General features: G+C 29.3%; 8 protein-coding genes and 1 pseudogene. All 9 read right to left on the reverse strand.

The features are described from left to right. Positions 1 to 117 precede the first annotated feature (117 nt). Positions 118 to 1,266 (reverse strand): single-stranded DNA-binding protein, encoded by a 1,149-nt coding sequence (locus FYJ26_RS10455; RefSeq protein WP_154542154.1) that lies wholly within the window; start codon positions 1,264 to 1,266, stop codon positions 118 to 120. Between the two features lie 33 nt (positions 1,267 to 1,299). Continuing rightward, positions 1,300 to 10,809 (reverse strand): SNF2-related protein, encoded by a 9,510-nt coding sequence (locus FYJ26_RS10460; protein ID WP_412030674.1) that lies wholly within the window; start codon positions 10,807 to 10,809, stop codon positions 1,300 to 1,302. Next, positions 10,695 to 11,153, reverse strand: coding sequence for a TnpV protein (locus FYJ26_RS11485; protein ID WP_412030673.1), 459 nt, complete (start codon positions 11,151 to 11,153; stop codon positions 10,695 to 10,697). Before FYJ26_RS11485 ends, FYJ26_RS10460 begins: the two co-directional genes overlap by 115 nt. Positions 11,154 to 12,183: 1,030 nt before the next feature. Then, positions 12,184 to 12,744, reverse strand: coding sequence for a type III toxin-antitoxin system ToxN/AbiQ family toxin (locus FYJ26_RS10465; protein WP_154542158.1), 561 nt, complete (start codon positions 12,742 to 12,744; stop codon positions 12,184 to 12,186). A gap of 278 nt (positions 12,745 to 13,022) precedes the next feature. Continuing rightward, on the reverse strand, positions 13,023 to 14,729 hold the full coding sequence (locus FYJ26_RS10470; RefSeq protein WP_154542160.1) for a DNA topoisomerase 3: 1,707 nt from the start codon (positions 14,727 to 14,729) through the stop codon (positions 13,023 to 13,025). Between the two features lie 69 nt (positions 14,730 to 14,798). After that, a complete protein-coding gene (locus FYJ26_RS10475; RefSeq protein WP_154542162.1) occupies positions 14,799 to 15,638 on the reverse strand; it encodes a nucleotidyl transferase AbiEii/AbiGii toxin family protein in 840 nt (279 codons plus the stop codon). After that, positions 15,631 to 16,224 (reverse strand): type IV toxin-antitoxin system AbiEi family antitoxin domain-containing protein, encoded by a 594-nt coding sequence (locus FYJ26_RS10480; RefSeq protein WP_154542164.1) that lies wholly within the window; start codon positions 16,222 to 16,224, stop codon positions 15,631 to 15,633. The genes FYJ26_RS10475 and FYJ26_RS10480 overlap by 8 nt, the downstream gene beginning before the upstream one ends. 370 nt (positions 16,225 to 16,594) lie before the next feature. Beyond that, positions 16,595 to 17,458, reverse strand: a complete 864-nt coding sequence (locus FYJ26_RS10485) for a CD1107 family mobile element protein (protein WP_154542166.1) — start codon at positions 17,456 to 17,458, stop codon at positions 16,595 to 16,597. Between the two features lie 14 nt (positions 17,459 to 17,472). After that, positions 17,473 to 17,898, reverse strand: a pseudogene (locus FYJ26_RS10490) (copper amine oxidase N-terminal domain-containing protein); the annotation flags it as partial. Between the last annotated feature and the right edge of the window lie 120 nt (positions 17,899 to 18,018).

Below are 18,018 nucleotides of genomic sequence, written 5' to 3' on the forward strand. Positions count from 1 at the left end.
AGTTCGTATAAAATTAAGATAAGCTCCATTCCTATAGGAATGGACAGATATTGATACATAAAAAATTGTATCAACCCTTACCCATTGATCAGGATTTAGGTTGATACACAAAACTATTTACAGACCCCTTTCTATGCTATTATCCTTTTTCTTCTTTTCATCCACTTTCATATCCCCTTTAGTCTTAAATTCCTTTAATTTCCCTATTGTTGATGTTTTTGCTTTAGTATGCTCTTTAGCTTTTAATAACTTGGCAGAGTATACTTTTAGACTTGTGTATTCCTTATTATCCTTTCCTATACTTTTCTTTTCTTTGCCAAATAGGTGTACAAAATCTCCTTTTTTCAAATTTTTTACTTGATTGATTTTGTCATTATAGGCGTAGCAGCTGATGAATTTTGCATTTCCTTTCTTGTCATTTTCAGCAATAGAAAAGGAGGCTACTTTAAAGTCCCTCCCATCTTTTGATTTTAAATCTTTAATTTCTATATCAGTTGCTATATTTCCATCTATATTTAATGTATCCTTTTCTTTATTATCTATATCTTTCATCTCTTTATCTCCTTGTTCTTGATTAGCTTCTAAGTTTTCTTTTAACTCTTCTTCGTCTATATATTCAATAAACTTTTCATCAATAAGACCCATAACTGAATCGTTCATATAATTATCATAGGCATTATTAAGAACATTTTCATTATCTACTCCTGTTTCAAGAGATATAATACCTTTTACAAATTCTTTATGATTATATTCTGCTAAAAAATCTATTGTATTTTTCATGCTTTCAAAATTTGTATTTTCCATATTTGCTATTGTTTTTATATCACTTGCGTATCTAACAGAATCCCATTCATACTTTCCACTTTCTTTGTTAAACTCTACTCCTGTGGCTAAAATAAATTGCTTCCCGTCAAATAAGGTAGCTTGATTATCTTTCACATCCAATACCATAGTGTCTCCAAATTCAGTTTCAATTACATTTCCCTTTTTTATATTCATTTTTATTCCTCCATTTCTATTTTTATCTTTCTTATCTGCTAAATCTTTTATTTCTTCTTCCTTTTCATCACTAATAATAAATTGTTTTATTTCTTCAACTGTGGGATCATCAATTGTAGTCTGAATGAATTTTACTAATTTATCTTCTGAAGTGGCAAAATTTTTAATTCCATAATCAACTATATTGTTAATTATTCTTTGAGTCGCCCCATCAAAAGAAAAATTTTCTCGAATAAATTCATTAAATTTATCTCTATCAAATTTCATATTTTTATTCCCCTAATAATCTCATTTAAAGTTTTATCTACCACATGGTTCACTATTATTTATTTCTTTGATGTTGTTATTTATTACTAAATTTTCCTTATAACCCTGCAATTTATCCATAATAGATGTTTTTTCTTTCTTTTCAAAATCTCCTATTTCTTGCACTTTATTATCTCTAAAATCAGCGTCATTTCTATCTATTACTCCATCTAAGTCCATATCTTTAGATAGTGGATCATAGAAGTTGCCATCATCATCTATCTCAAATCCCATTACTTCTCTTAGTTTTTCTTCATCTACTGATACAAGCTCACTAAAGTCCCAAAAGCCAATAGATGTCTTTATTTGTACTAACTCTCTTAAGTCACTTGCATCTAAAGGATCATAGGTGTATTGAAAGCTGTCAATTAGGGTCTTATCTACATAAGTGTTCATCTTGTAATTTATTAAATCTAGACTGATTTGTATCTCATGCTTTTCATCTGGCGTAGTTGTATAGGCTATTCCTATATCTGTTAAGTCAGGAAACATAGTATCAAAGTCCTCTAGCCTATTTTCTTCATCATATTCTCTGTTAAGGAAGTCTATCAATTCTTCCTTTACTTCTTCAAGTAATGGATTGTCTTGGCTTATATCTTCACTTTTCCCCATATCTAGTAAATTATTTACTTCTGCAAGTCTAAGGCTCTTATCCTTTAAAAGTTCAGCCTGAGGAAAAGTTTTTTGTATTTCAATTTTGGCTGTTTGAAACTGTTCTTCTGTATCTTTTAGTTTGGAAACTGTATCTTCCAATCGTTCAGGTAATTTATCTAAAACATTATCCATTCTTGTTATATTACCTATTTCATCTGTTCCAAACTCTCCTCTATATTCTCCCTTACCTTTTAATATAAAGTTATATTTATTGAAAAAAGAATCATATTTTATGGATAAATCAAAATTTCTATACTCACCTATTTTTTCTCCATCTTTTTCCATTTCGCCATAAAATTTAACTCCCTTAATCTTATTCAACAAAAACTCTCCAGCCATTTTCTTATCTGTATATTTCTTACCATCAATGGTTAGTGAAGTAAATTTATTATCTTCTTTTGTATTTTTATCTATAACCCTATAAGGCTCAACACTTTCAATATCATTTCTTAATTCGTTTATCCTCTCTTTTAATCTTTCTATTTCTTTCGGATAAAATTTCACTACTTTATCTTCCATCTTGTAAAGATTTGATTTAAAGTTGGCCTCTAGCATTTTAAGTTTAGATACTTCAACATCAAGATCCATCTTCTCCTTTATTAATGGGTTTCCTGTAGCAAGAGCTTTAATTTCAGCATAATTTAATGTGGCTTCGTCTACATCTTCTGCTACTCTTACTGGTGTCTTTGATGTCATAATTTGGGAAATATATTTTTGTTTATTCTCTAAGGTTTGAAAAAGATAGGCATCAAAAGTATTTTCTGTTACATATCTAAAAATGTACACATCTTTATTCTCATTTCCCTGCCTGACAATCCTTCCTGCCCTTTGAGCAAGGTCGGCAGGTCTCCATGGTATATCAAGATCATGAATAGCGATTAATTTATCTTGAGCATTAGTACCTGCTCCCATCTTCTGTGTTGAACCAATTAATACTCGTATTTCCCCCTTTCTTACCTTATCAAAGATAGCGTCTTTTTCCATATTGTTTTTTGCTTTATGAATATATTCTATTTCCTCTTTTGGCACTCCCATATCAATAAGTTTTGTTTTAATATCATCATAGATATTAAAATCACTACTTGGTATAGACATATCGCAAAAGATTAATTGAGCCGACTTTTTATCTTTATATTTATCCCAAATACTAAATACATTCTTTATACAAGTATTTACTTTGCTATTAGGATCATCAGGAAGTAAAGGATTGATTAATCTTTGGTCTAATGCCATCTTCTTTCCATCATTAGTTATTAATAGCATATTATCAACACTTGCATCTACCTGCTTATCACGAACCTTATCTGCTCTCTCTGAAAAAGTTTCAAGAATTTCTTTTTGTTCTTCGGTAGGCTTTGTTTTTATAGTTTCATAATGAGCTTCAGGTGTAGGAAGATTTAAAACATCAGCTGTTTTAATATCCATAAATCCTTTTACAGTATTCATAAGTTCAGGGAGATTATAGAATTTTGCAAATCTGGTTTTACTCCTATAACCATTACCCTCAGGATTTAATTCTATGGCAGTTATTGTTTCTCCAAAAGTAGATGCCCAAGAATCGAAATGTTGCAATTTCATCTTTTTTAATTCATCATACTGTAAATATCTCTGCATGGTATAAAGCTCAGCCATACTGTTGCTTACCGGTGTGCCTGTGGCAAATACTAATCCTTTGTTATTGGTTATTTCATCCATATAGCGACATTTCATAAGCATATCTGATGATTTTTGTGAATCTGTAGAAGTAATTCCTGCCACATTCCTCATTTTAGAAAATAGGTAGAGGTTTTTGTAGGCGTGGGCTTCATCTACAAATAACTTGTCTACTCCCAGTTCTTCAAAGGTTACAACGTCATCTTTCTTATAATCAGCATTTAGTTTTTCTAACTTTGTCTCTAATTTTTTCTTTGTCTTTTCTAATTGCTTTACAGTAAATCTTTGATCCCTTTCTCTTTTATATTCATCTATATAGTCAATGATTTCATCAATTTGACTTTGTAATTCATATTCTTGTCTTTCTTTTGATATGGAAATTTTTTCAAATTGACTATGTCCTATAATAACAGCATCATAATCTCCTGTAGCAATACGACTACAAAATCTTTTTCTTCTATCTGGTGTAAAATCTTTTTCTGTAGCACATAATACATTAGCTCCTGGATAAAGTTCATTAAATTCTCTTCCAAATTGCTCTACGATGTGGTTAGGAACAACAAACATTGTCTTATTACTCATACCAAGTCTTTTTGATTCCATGGCTATACCTATCATTTCAAAGGTTTTTCCTGCTCCTACTTCATGGGCAAGTAAAGTATTTCCACCAAACAAACCTCTTGCTATGGCATCTTTTTGATGTGCTCTTAGTTCTATTTCAGGATTCATTCCTTCAAAAGTAAGATTAGACCCATTATATTCCCTTTGTCTTACGGAATTGAATCTTTCGTTATAATCTTCTACTAATCTGTTTCTTCTTTCTACGTCATCAAATATCCAGTTTTTAAATTCTTCTTTTATCATCTCTTGCTTACTTCTTGCAAGCATTGTTTCTTTTTGATTAAGCACAGATTTTTTCTTTCCGTCACTATCTTCTAATTGATCAAATACCTTAGTATCTCTTAAATTTAAAGTATCTTCTATTAATTTATAGGCATTTACCCTATTTGTGCCATAGGTAAAAGAAGCAAGATCATTGTCCCTATCAGAGCTTTTTCCTTCAACTCTATACTCTCCTGTGAAGTCAGAATATTTAATATCTATATTCCACCTTGCTGATGCTGATGTTTTCAATAAGTTAAACATAAAATTTTTGTAATCTTGTTCCGGTATCCATGTTGCCCCCATTCTAACTGTAATTTCACTTGCATCTAGTGCTTTAGGCATAACTTCCATTAGTTTTGCTTTTTGAAAATGTAACTCCTTTAACTCTTCTTCTAACATCTCTCTATCTGCTGAATTTTCTTCCTTTTCTAATTCTCTTTCAATATTTTTAATGTAAGAATCTACAACTTCTATTTTATCTCTTATATTTCCTGACAAGTATTCATCAGCACTTACGTAAGGTCTTGAAAAATCTCCTAAATCTTTAGCAGACTTAAATGGTTTTATATCATTAGGTTCAAAGAAATCTAAATTTAAAAATATTTCTCCTTTTAATTCTTCTATTAATTTATCTCTTGATTTCCCTGTTAACTCTTCCATGTAATCAAAATTAATTTTACCTTTTTGACTAATAGAAAGTACAAGAGCATCTATTGGCTTATCTACATGGTCTATAACAATAGCTTTCTTTATGGTTCTCTTAATAAAAATATCTGATTTACCTATAAAGTTGCCTTCTTTGTCTAATTTTTCCAAAGTTGAAATCAAAGAAAAATTAGCATCTTCTCTAAATAACTTTTTATTTGCTTTTGAATTTATTCTTCCGTATTTCGTTGAAAAATTATCATATAGATTATTTAGATTTTCTTGTTCTTTTTTTATCTTCTCATCTGAAAAGTTTTCTCTTTGATAGGTAATAACTTTCCTTAGACTTTCATTTAATCTTAAATATTCTTTTACCTTATCTTTATCCTTTTCGTTTAAGGATATTTTTTGCATAATTGAATTTTCTCTAAAATATATTTCATCATCCACTAAAGCAAAAGAATAGTTTTTAACACTATCATCAGCTGGTATTGTTTCTTCTCCAAGTTGCTCATCTATTTGTGCTTCCTCGTATTCCCCTTGAATATTTTTAATGGCTTTTTTTAGTCCTTCTTCTAAAGAAATGTCTTCATTTTCAATACATGCAAGGCTTGTCCCAAACCTTGACGGTATTTCTTCCATAGTCCCTATTACCATCTGAGGATTATCAACAAAATATTTATTATATATTAGTCCTTTTTCGTCTTTGTCTAGCTTTATCCAGTCTTCATCTATCTTTAATAGCCTATCTCTCTTTTTTAAAAAGATTATATCTGAAGTTACTTCTGTTCCAGCTATCCCTTTAAATGTAGTATTTGGTAGTCTTATTGCTCCTAAGAACTCTGCTCTTTCCGATATATATCTTCTAACATCTTCACTTTTTTTATCCATAGTCCCAGATGAAGTTATAAATGCAATGATGCCGCCATCTCTAACCTTATCTAAAGTTTTAGCAAAAAAATAATCGTGAATTAGAAAGTTATTTCTTTCATACTCACGATCTGCTACTTTAAATTCTCCAAAAGGAATATTTCCTATGGCCACATCAAATAGGTTATTAGAAAAATTGGTTTCTTCAAATCCTTTTATTTGTATATTGGCATTAGGGTAAAGTTCTTTGGCAATTTCCCCACTAATCCTATCTAATTCAACTCCATAAAAGTTTGACTCTTTCATTTCTTCAGGAAGACTTCCTATAAATCTACCTGTTCCGGCACTTGGCTCTAGAATATTTCCTTTTCTAAAACCAAGTTTAGAAAGTGTTTCATATATAGAGTCTATAACTGGTTTAGGTGTATAAAAAGCTGTCAATGTAGATTGTCTTGCCCTATTATATTCCTCGTCAGTTAAATTCTCTTTTAAAAAGTTCCTTGCTTCTAACCATTGTCCGCCCTTTTCTTCATCAAATACATCAGAAAGTCCTCCCCAACCAAGATATTTTGCAAGAATCTCCTGTTCATCTTTTCTTGCTGATCTATTTTCTTTTTCTAAAATCTTTAGGATACTTATAGCTTCGATATTATTTTTTAATCTCTGCGAAGGTGGTAAATTTTCCTCTTCCTCAATAATTTTATAGTTTTCTAAAGAAACTTCAGAAACCCCTTCTATATTTTCTCCATCAGTCCTTATTAAATCATTGTTTTCTTTCCATGCCTTGTATTCTTCTAACTTCTTATCAATAGTTTCTTTTCTATGAGTGGTCAATTTTAAGGTGTTACCATCTCCATCTATCTTTCCAATTCCTTCAAAATAAGAAAAAGGTAGAGTAAATTCCCTATAATTTTTTGGATTAGACGAACTATATACTAAAAATTCTTCCTTTTCATTATCAACTTTTACTATAAACTGATTAGCAACAAGAGAAGATTTATTATTTATTACATCAAAACTTTTATATAAGAGCCCTGAATTGTCTTTTTTAACTTTTTCTTCGTTATTATTGTCAATATCTTCAAAGCTAATTTGTTCTACTAGTTCCTCTTTATCAATAGATTGTTTTTCTTTTTCACTAGATTTATATACTTCTAAATCAAGATCTTTGTAGTCATTAAAAAGAATTGTTTCGCTTCCGGTAATAAAGCCATTCATTAATCCCGTATTATCCTCTAATTCTATAGTTTTAGGACTTGTAGTATCGTTAATGGTGGTTATAGTGTATTCTTTTCCTTTGTATCTAACACTCATTCCTTCTTTGAAATGATTTTCTTCTAACTTTATATTCTTTTCTATTTGCTGATTTAAATATCCATTTAAAAGAACTTCTCTGTGTCTATCGTCAATTAAATAAGGTAAATTGTTTAGTAAGTCTTTATAACTTTTATATTTTATGGCTTGATTAGAATTTAAAATATACCCATTGTATCGTAAATTTTGTCTTAGAGTTTTTTCTTTTATATCTAAGATTAGCTCTACATCAAAGCCTTCTTTTCCATCGATTGTCTCCTTAATACTATCTGGGATTTTTAATAGTCCTTCTTCTATTTTCTTTGATAGTAGTAAGTATTCTTCATTTTGAGGATCAAAATAGTATTCTCTTTTTTCTTTGATATCCTTATCTATTAACTTGGAAAGAACTTCTTTTTTATCTCTTATTTCTTCAATTTTTGATTTTTCTTCTTGCGATAAATTTATATTAAAAGTAATTTTATTTTCTTCATTTATATGTGCTAAATTTTGATATGCACCACTGATTTCAAGATTTTTATTAAAAACATATATATCATTATAATAATCCGGAAATTGCTGATTAAAACTTTGAACATCTATATCATAGCCTTTCTCAAATTTTGTAACTTTATCATCAGCAATTTCAAATAATCCTTCTCTTTCCAATTCTAATACATCATTTAAATTTGTAAGGTTTACTTCTTTCATTTTGACAGTAATTTCATCAAACAAACTGTCTATTTTTCTGCTATCCTCAAAAGATTTCCCTTTATATAAATTGTAGATCTTTCCTTGTGAGTTTTCCTTTCTTGGATAAACTCTAATTCCTGTTTCTTCTAGTTCTATATCCTTTGTTTTCTCTTTATCTACTAAAGCATAATAATATCCTACTTTTACGGCTAATTTATCTTCTACAATCTCTTTTATTAATTTTTCTTCTACTTCATTTCTTAATACTTCTAAAGCTTTTAAATTGCTTCCTTTAAAGGAATGTGAAAATAGTTTTAAGTCCTTATCAAAATAGGCATCATATGAATAATATGTTATTGGATTATGGTTATTATCATATCCACTGGAAATATCTTTTATTTTTAAATATTTATTATCCTCTGTTCTAACTATATCTCCCACTTTTATAGAGAGTATCTCCTTATCATCTTCTATATTGTTTTCAAGTGAATTATTTAAATATTCTCTATATCTATGTTCTACTCTAATGCCTAATTCTTTAACCTTATCTATTGACTTCATATCATCTGGAAGATTTCTCTGCTTATCGGCAACTTCTCTCATGATTTTTGCATATTCTCTTTGGAATACAGAGTTAAAACTTGCTAAGGTATTATTTCCTAAGTTTTCTCTTGCCTTTATAATTTCATTTTCTAAAACTTTATCCTTAACTAATACATCAAAAATTCTATCTTCAATTTGATTTATTGAAATTATTTTTTCATCTATCTTATTTTCTTCTATAGTTTGATTAAGTTCTATCTGACTTTTTCCTATTTGTTCATAAAAAAATTCAAAGTCTCTTTGGTTGATCTCATTTCCATCACCTATGTCTATCTTATAGTGATCAACTATTTTTCCATCTACTATATGGTTAAAATAGAATTTGGAATACCCCTCCCACTCATCAGTCATCTGACTATACTCATCTTCTCCTAAGGTCTTATTATGAAGTCTTATCTTTTCATCTATTTCCCTTATTTCATCTAATAATTCTTTAGTCAGCCTTTGTCCTGCATAATCTTTTTCTATTAGACTTGAACCCTCATTAAACTCAATTATCCAATAATCATCTTTTATATGGCTATCTAAATCAAAACCTATATTCTCTTTATTTTTATTAGTATAAAATTCCTTAAATTCTTCAAACCCATTTACTATATCATCATCTATAACTTCTTTGTTAGAATTAACTACAATATTTGGAATATCATCATATCGACTTTGACTTTCTAAAAGGTAATATTCTCTTCCTTCTATTTCTTCCTTTTCTTTAATATAAAAAGTGTCATGTATTCCCTCAAGAATAATTCCATCGTCTAACTGGTCTAATGGTATATCTAATTGTTTTTCAAAGGCTATGGAATATATTTCTTCTTTTAAAAAGTTTGGTATAAATTCATCATAAATGATAAGTTTTCCATCATCACCTATACTTGCTACAGACTGTCCTTGATAATAATATATAGAACTATTATTTGTTCTTTCTATATATACATCATTATCAGTTGGAGGCAAATCATCTTGATAATTTATATACTCCTGGCTTTCTTTTTCTGTTTTATTTATTTCCTGATCTGTTTTTTTCTCCCTATTTTCTTCATAACTTTCTTCATCTATATATCTATTCTTTTTAATAAGGTCATTAATTCTTCTTGCAACATTAGACCAAGATAGTAGTATTTCTTTTGCATTACCTTTATTATATTTTATTCCCTTCGCATCGTGCCACTCACCACTTTCTCTTGCAGCAGATAGTGCATGAGAACTTCCACCTACGCCATATTCATTTTTCAAGAAATCTGCTTGTTCTTTTAAATCATGCTTTTCAGTAAAAAATTCATATATTCTTTTCTTTCCATCAGAAAACCCGCTTCCTCTTTTTAGGCTTTCATCTATTTCATCTTGTGTTATAAAACTCTGAATAGGTGCAATATCCTTTAAATTTGACCTATATAATTTTCTTTCTATTTCTAAATCATTGATATCATTATAGATTCTAGATAATTTATAATGATGAAATCTTAAAATATCAGGATTAATCTTATATTCTTCTAAAAATACCTCGTATTCTTTTCTGAGTTTATTTATAAAATTTTTATCTTCAAGTTTTTTCCCGAGATTTTCTTTTTCATCTGGGAAGCCTCTTCCTTTTATATCATTAAGACTAGCTAGATATCTGTCCTTAGTTTCATCAGTAAGATCTCTTTTTAAATACAATAATTTTTCTGCTATTTTTTCTCTTTCATATGCGGCACTTTCTACAATCTCAACATTGCTAGCAAATTCTCCTCTATCTAATAAATTATTAAGATTATTAGCTAAATCTTTCCAAGAAACTATTTGCCCTTCTCTATATCTTGCCTCATCTCCATCTTTAAAAATTGCTCCTTCCTTTCCAAACCATGCAGATATCTTTCTTCCCTCAATTTCAAGACCATTGGCTCCCTTATATATTTCTTTCAAAAAGTTTGCCTTATCTTCTAAAGATTTACCCTTAGAAAATTCTGCTATTACTGCTAATCTTCCATCTTCATGATTTCCTCCATGAATTAAAAATGTATCTATTTCTCTTTGACTTATTGGATTTGAAAAGGATATTTGCTCTCCCTGATTTTTAGCAGAAAAAAAGGAAGTAGACTCTACTTCCTCACTTTTTAGATTAGGATTATCTCCTTTTCCCCTATTTCTTGTAGGGTCATATCCATGTTCTTCTTTAGTCTCAGATATTTCAGATAGTCCTCTTCTTTCAGTTCTTCTGTCAGCCCCCAAGTTTCCATCATCTTGACTTCTTCCCTTGTGATAAAGTCCTCTATCTCTTTTTCCTTGGACAGAAGATGATCCATCAATGTCCCTTGCAAATACATTATCTGATAATCCTCTTCTTTGTTCTCCTTGAGAAAGTTCAATCTCATCCTTCCCCATCTGTTGAGTTTCTTTAAATCTATTTCCTCGGGAATTTCCATATTGGGTACTAGGACTTCCATTCCTTCCTCCAATTCTTCCATCTTGTATGTCCCTCCCTGTCTCTCGAAGGAATTCTCCTTGACGATTGGTGTGTAAATTCCCTCCTCCATAAGGTATTCCTTGCCTGCCAATGTTAATTTCTCTTTCATCTTCCAAGCCTCCTTTTTTTAAATTTATTTCACCGTTTATATCAGAACTTAATTTATTATAACGCTCCTTAAGCTCTTTTGTCTGCTCCAAATCTTTTCTTTCTTGAATTTTCTCTAAAATTTCTAATCTTTTTATTTCCTTTCCCAAATCAAGTAAGATATTTTTGCTTATATTAGAGCTTATACTTAATACTTTGTCTATGTCCAAACTTGATATTTTAGACAGTAAAGATAAGTTTTCTTCTTTTAGCTGATATGAGACCTCCATTCTCTCACTTATGGAAATTTTTACGGATTCTTTTAACAAATTAAAAAGGTCTACCCTTTGAATGCTTTTTAAACTTTCGTCAGATAGACTTTCTAAAATTTTATTGAATTCTCCTCTAACATTACTTTCTACTAAGGCATCAATTTTATCTTCTTGGCTTAATAGAAGCTGACTATCTTTTTCTTTAAACTTATCTATCAGTTCATCTAGTAAGTCTAAATGCTTTTTGCTATCATATTTCCATAACTTTACCTCAGAAATGCTATGATTAATACTTACTGTTTGCCTTATGTCGAAGATATATTTTATCCTTCCACTATCTATATCTAAAAGTGGTATTCCTTTTTCGCCTCTTTTAACGCTTCTACCTATACTTTTCCAATAATCAAATTCTGCACAAGCTGTTGCTTTTGGATCCATATTGTATATAGATATTTGATGTATATATGGATACTTATAGTTATTGCCTGATACCTTTAAATATTCCTCATATTTTTTTATATCTTTCTTAAATTCTTCTTTTGCAAGATAGATTGATCTGCTTAAATCTACTATATCATATCTTGGCATTTTATCCCTCCTCATTATAGTGATAAAAATGAACTATATTTTTATACCTTTATTTGTTAAACTTTATTTCTTTCTATTTTTTTAATTTCTGTAAGCAAAAGATAACTTTAAATGTCATTTACGCTATCTTTTTATTGCAATAAAAATACGATTAGATTTTTTACTTTTCTAATCGCTTTAACTTCCTTTATTCTATTGTTTCCAATCCAACATTGCTTTTTCTAACTTTGAAAAATTGCAATTTGCTCTTCTTATAATTCCTGTTTTCTTTTGCTTTTGGTATATTTTTTCTACCTTTATCAAGACCTTTGTTTTTATCTTTAAACAAAAAGCGTATTCTTTTTGAAATAAGTCTTTATATCTGATATCCTCAAGCTCATTAAATTCAATTCTTTCATAACAATCATCCGGTACAGGAATCATTTTCTTAATATCCAATATAGATAATATGTGCATTTTTTCTTTATCAGAATAATATTTGTAAATATCTCCATCTATAGTAATACTATTATCGATCACTTCATAAATTAAAAAATGCTCATCAGAAACATTCTTCCATTTTTTGTGTTTTTCCTTTGCAGAAGAAATTGGAATAAAATAATTATAATTTTCTATACCAATAATAATTCCAACAAATGGTTTTATACTGTTTCTATACGATGGGTTGTAATAAACTTCTGAATCTACTTTATTTAGATATTCAAGGTAATCGGAGTTTACAGTATAAAATCCATATTTTATAACTTCTACCATTGTTTTCTCCTAAAAAAACAGAGAGGTTTTTTCCTCTCTGTTTGCTTTAATGTTTCACCTTTGGGTATAGGTAGTGAGACACCTTCTTTAATGCTCCACCTTTAAAGGTAGCGGGACACCATCTTTATCTGACAAGAGTATAACATATATTTATAGTAATGTCAAATCAGTAAATTTCCTAATTGCTACTCTTTTATCATTTACATTATACCCTATTTCTTTCAAAATTCACTCCTTTCTGCATTCCTATAATTTTATTCAAATTTTTTATAATCAATTTACTTATAATATTTACCTATGGTGTTTTTTATTTCTTCTTCAATTTCTTTTAAAAAATTCTCTTTATCTTCCTTACCCTTTGCTATATCACTTAATCTCATTTCCCATTTTGCTGTTGTCTTTGGAGATTTAAACTCATCTATAACTATAGTCACTAGGTTTAATCCCTTTCTAGTTGATATTAGGTTTTTCTTTTCTCTTTTTATATAACCTTTGTATATCAAATTTTCTATTATTCCCGCTCTTGTAGCAGGAGTACCAAGTCCTTTTCTTTCAACTTCAACATCCTTAACTAATTCATCATTTCCAGCTATTTCCATAGCTTTTAAGAGTGTATCCTCAGTGAAGTGTTTAGGTGGTTTGGTATACTTCTCTTTTATATCTTTATTTTCAATATATAAAAAATCTCCTATTTTTACATCGAGAAGTTGTATATCTTCTCTCTTCTTTGATTTATATTCTTCTAAATATTTTGTAAATCCTTCTTCTGCAATTATTTTATAAGTGTTTATAAATTCAAACCCGTCAAATTCAGCCACTATCTTTGTTGTATTTTCTACAAGTGGATATCCAAAACTTGCATAGAGTTTATTTGTTATAAGTCTATATACTTTGGCTTCACTTTCCGGAATATTTGAAATATCCTTATTTAATGAACTTATCGTTGGAATTATTGCATGATGATCTGTAACTTTTTCAGAATTAAAAACTACCTTAATTCTTTCTGTGTCAAAATCATTTTTTCCTATAATATTATTTACAGTGCTTTCTATCATGTCTACTGTCAAATATCTTGAATCTGTTCGTGGATAGGTAATATACTTCTTTTCATACAGACTTTGGGCATAATCTAGGGTTTGTTTTGCACTGTATCCAAAATACTTATTACATTCTCTTTGAAGTGTTGTTAGGTCAAAGGGCAGATTAGGCTTTGTAATCTTTTCTTTTTTAATTACATCGGTTATTTCAATTCTTTCTCCGATTAAGTTTTTTAGCTGCTCTGCCACTATCTCGTCATCAATTCTATCTGTCGACAGTGTAAATCCATTCATGGAAATCTCCACTGTATAATATTTTTCTTTTTTAAAACTATTTATCTCATCATCTCTATTCACAATCATTGATAAAGTTGGTGTTTGTACTCTGCCTACACTATAATTTTCATTATATAGACAGGAGTAAAGTCTACTTATGTTCATTCCAACAAGCCAATCAGCTATGGCACGAGCCTTAGCTGAATCAAAAAGATTATCATAGTTGCTTCCATCTTTTAAGTTGATAAATCCTTCTTTTATGGAAGAATCTTCCATTGAGGAAATCCAAAGACGTTTCATTTTCTTCTTACAATTTGCCATCATATATACAAGTCTAAAGATAGCTTCTCCTTCTCTACCAGCATCACAAGCATTAATAATGGTGTCAACTTCATTACTATTCATTAGTCTTTTAAGAATATTAAACTGTTTTTTAGTTGTCTTCGTTACCTCATACTTGTATTCTTTTGGGATAATAGGTAAATCTTCAATTCTCCACTTCTTATATCTTTCATCATACACATCAGGATTTGCCATTTGTACTAAATGCCCAACACACCATGAAACAATGTATCCATTCCCCTCATAATATCCATTATTTCTATTTTTTGCTCCTATAACTTTTGCTATTGATGCTGCAACACTTGGTTTTTCTGCGATTACTAATTTCATTTTTCCTCCTTTAGTTTTTTAATAAAAAAATGAGAGATTAAATTTTCAATCCCTCATCTTTTTATAGCTCTACTGATTTTTTATTTTTTCTATAATATTTATTCCATTATCTATTACATCTTCAAACTTTATGTCTCTAGCATAAAGATTTTTCTTCGAATAAGAATTCCATCTATCTAAAAAAGCTTGATCTGTTTTTAACATTCTCATTAAACTGATGATTTTATCTACATTAAATTCCGTTTTTCTATAATCAAAGGTTCTAATACATGCTTCTTTTAATATCTTGGTATCAACCTCTTTATCTTTTAATTTATAAATTATATAAAGATCATAGTAATCCTTACTTCTGCTATTTAAAAACCCCCTAGAGTATATTGTTTGAATTTTTTCTGCCACAATTGTTTCAATAGGATAGGCTTTAATTAAAATATCTTCTTGCCCAAAAGCACTTATATATTTATAATCTATGGGATGTGGTGTGATAACATCACCTGTTGCAATATCAAGAGGTACAATTTGTCTTATATTCTCCATCCTACAAAGTATACTTACACGAAACCCTCCATACTGGTCATCTTCCTTGATTGTACTTATTCCATGTACTTTATAGGATATATCATCTGAATGACTTGCTTCTAGTAATTCTTGTATTGTTTTTAATATATTTTCTTCTGATAAATGCATATTTCTTAAAAGAAGATCTATATCTACCGTGCTTCTTGAATCTATGCCTACTACATTAGATAAAAGAAAACCTCCTTTAAAAATAAATTTTTCATGATACTTACTCTGTGCTAATTTTTTTAATATGCTTTCCAAAAAATAATATAACATTACTGAATTAAATGGGAGTCCTGATTCTTTACTTATATTATGACAAATGGCGGTTAACTTTGCTTTATTCATACACCACCTCCATGACTTCCCTTACTTTATCTTCTATTCCCATTTTTCTTGCTATTTCATATAGAGAATGTATATCCTTATCCTTATATTTAGAATAGGAACGAATGAGTTTTACATAAACTTCAGTATCCATTTTTTCTTTGTTAGAAATAAAATCACAAAGTATTCTTTCGTAGGAGTAAACATTCACAATATTTCCAAACATTGTCTTTTTCTGTATAATTCCTAGATTATAAATAGATTTTTTTACATAATTGATATTAAGTTTATCTTGCTTCTCATTAAATTTATATCCATTGTATACTGTAACATCTATTCTCCATGGAATTTTGTCCGTTACTCCAAGTAAAAACAAAGCTGTCTCATAGGAAAATATCGCCTTTCTATACTGATATTGAAAAAAATAGTACTCATCGTAATCACCATCTTTAGTAATATATATTCCTTTTTGAACTCTAAACAATTTTCCTTCTTTTGCTAGTCTACTTAAATATACTGTAGGTATGTTATTCTCTCTGCAATAAGCAGATGTTATAATGCCACCTGATTTTTTTAGATGTATTTCAATTTGCTTTCTATAATTCATTATATTCATCTCCTTGTTGTGTTTACACTTATATTATATGCTTTTATAGGTGTGTTTGCAACAAAGCTTTGAATTCCTATCCCAATGTATTTCAAAAATTATCAAGAAATTTCATATCGCCAATTCCTATAGTTCTATACATAATATTATTTAGTTTTATCAAAATTTCTTATCATCGAATTCTTAATTATATAATCCATCATTTCTACTTAGCTTTCCTTATATATTAAGTTTAGGCTGTCGTTTTGTTCATCCTCTTTTTATTAAAATTCCAGAATTATAATTGTAATTTTCTATCGTATGTTTATAAATTTATACGATAATTGAGTTTATTGTTGTCCTTAAGCTCCTGCTTAAATCATTGAAAAGATTAAAATTCATCTTCATCTGGAATAATTTCTGTATCTTCCTTATCTTCAAGATCATAATCCTCCCTTTCAGATTCATAATCATCTTCTAATTCATTATAATCTTGCTCATCTTCAAAACTTGCCTCTTCATTTTTCTTATAGATTTTGAAGTAATATCCTGCACCCATTACACCGACAATGATTAAACCCATAAATAAATAGAGTCCTATCCCAGATTTCTTTTCTTCTTTCTCCTCTTTCTTCGGTTTTTCCTCCACCAGTTCTTCTTTTTTTACTACTTCTTCTTTTGGCTTTACTTCACTTTCTCCTTCAATCATATTAAGTAGGTCTTGCTCTCCTACTTCTGTCAATAGCCTTACATTATCTTGGTTTGATGAGTGATCCACTATTAGGTGCATAGTTTTTCCACTTTTAGTTTGAAATGTTAAAAATTGTCTTACATCTACTGGATTTTCTTTATCTTTTTCTGTATCTCCACTTGGTATAATATCTTTTCCATTCCTATCTACATTTTCAATTACTGAACCTCTTGCCTTATTTTCTTGTGTCGCAAGACTATTTACTGCCTTTGTATTACCACCTTTTACAAGTGGTGTTTTCTTTGGAGGATTATTTGAAGGCTTATTTGCTTCACTTGTATTTCCTGGTATTCTTGGAACATCTTGATAAGGAATTTCTTCTTTTGATGGTGTAAAAACATCATCTTTAAACATTTTTTCAAATTCTTCTTTTTGTGGTTCATAGATTGATTCGTTTTGACTTTCTATTTGCCCTTCATTTGTCATAGCAAATGTAGTTGCTGGTACTGTAAATGTAAAAAGGAGTAACGCTATGGCTACTCCTCGTTTAATACTCTTATTCATTTTTCTATCCTTTCTTATTTTACATTTTTAAATACATAGACTGCTTTTCTAGCATTGTCCCATTCTATTGTTTGGTTTTTGCCATCTTTAATATCTCCATGACTTGCTCCAAAAGCTTTAGCAATATTTGAAATTGAAGCATGAATTCTTCCATTTATAATCACTGGCTTAACATCTGAATTGTAGACCTTTCCATCCGAATCTTTCATAACACCAGTATCAATATTTAGTCTTAACGTCTTTTTAGCTAGGATATTATTCTCTTTATTTGAGAAAATAGCTTCACGAGTAGAGTTGTCATACTCAACATTAAAACCTAGAGTATATGCAATATATCTTACTGGAATCATAGTTCTTCCTTGATCCACATAAGTTTTTACATCCATATAGACTGTTGTCTTACCATCTTTTATAATGTTATAAAAGTTTTTGTGAGACTGTGTAAAGTTTTGTGTATAGAAACCTCCTGATTAGGGTAAAGAAAAACTAACCAGGAGGAATTTTTATGCCAAGAAAAAGACCGGAAACAAGAAGAAGTAAAATAGCAAAAATGTTAATTG

This window comes from Anaerococcus porci (genome assembly GCF_009696575.1).
Taxonomy (GTDB): domain Bacteria; phylum Bacillota; class Clostridia; order Tissierellales; family Peptoniphilaceae; genus Anaerococcus; species Anaerococcus porci.